2 protein-coding genes are annotated in these 849 nt (G+C 64.5%); both read right to left on the bottom strand.

The window, feature by feature from the left end; genetic code table 11:
* Positions 1-22 precede the first annotated feature (22 nt).
* Entirely contained in the window at positions 23-586 is a 564-nt protein-coding gene (locus MKK75_RS27285; protein ID WP_244045620.1) for a chemotaxis protein CheB, read from the bottom strand.
* A 60-nt stretch (positions 587-646) separates the two neighbouring features.
* A partial coding sequence (locus tag MKK75_RS27280) for a DUF6894 family protein (protein WP_244045619.1) occupies positions 647-849 on the bottom strand: 203 nt, incomplete at its 5' end.

The raw sequence follows: 849 nt of genomic DNA, 5'->3' as shown, positions 1-849 counted from the left end.
GGCGGCAAGCTGCACGGGACCCTCAATCGTTGCAAGCACAGTGTGCAACGACCCGCTCGACCAGTCGATCGGCGGTGAAGGTTGCCTCCGGGTGATCCAGCCGCAGCGCGGCCTGGGGCATCTCGGGGCATTCGGCCTCGGCCAGATCCTGCACGAGGCCAAGGCCACCGCGTGCCGTGATCGCACGCATGCCCTCAGCCCCGTCGCTATTGCCGCCGCTGAGCACGATCCCGATGACGCGCTTCCCGTAAGCCTCGGCGGCTGAAAAGAACAACGGATCGGCCGCTGGGCGGGTGAAGTGCACCTTGTTCCCCTGATCGAGAAGGATTGCACCGAAACCCAATCGCATATGGTGGTCGGGTGGTGCGACGTAGATGTGGCTGCGCTCGATGACCTCCCCGTGCCGCCCAAAGGTGGCCGGAAGGCTGCCGCGCTGGCTAAGGATTTCGGGAAGGACGCTCGGGTTCGCCCCGATGTGCTGCACGACGAACACGGAGGCGCGGAGATTTGATGGCAAAGCCTCGACGATCCGCTTGAGCGGTTTGAGGCCACCAGCAGAGCTGGCGATGACGATGATGGCGCCCATTCCCTTGCTACAATCAACCGGGGCAAGCGCGGTTCAGTCGCGCCTGGCCGAATGTCTGAGCTACGCGGCAGCTTCGGCCGCCTTCCGCTCCGGGGCCTTATCGATGACGATGAGCACAGAGGCGGTCAGTATGCTCTTGCCAGCTTCGTCGCGAACCTCGGCCCGGTACTGAGCAGCCGGCCGTGCCTTATGCTCGGACCCGAGCATGTCGGCCAAAGTCTTGCGGACAACCTCCCGCACAGCAGCCTCATCCGGCAACTCGT

Origin of the sequence: Methylobacterium sp. J-030 (genome assembly GCF_022829545.1) — a bacterium.
Taxonomy (GTDB): Bacteria; Pseudomonadota; Alphaproteobacteria; order Rhizobiales; family Beijerinckiaceae; genus Methylobacterium.
Note: the sequence above shows the minus strand (reverse complement) of the source record. Positions and strands in the feature narration are given on the sequence as shown.

Excerpts from the sequence above, each read along its gene's own strand:
- MKK75_RS27285 (WP_244045620.1), bottom strand. The coding sequence starts at position 586 with ATGGGCGCCATCATCGTCATCGCCAGCTCTGCTGGTGGCCTCAAACCG.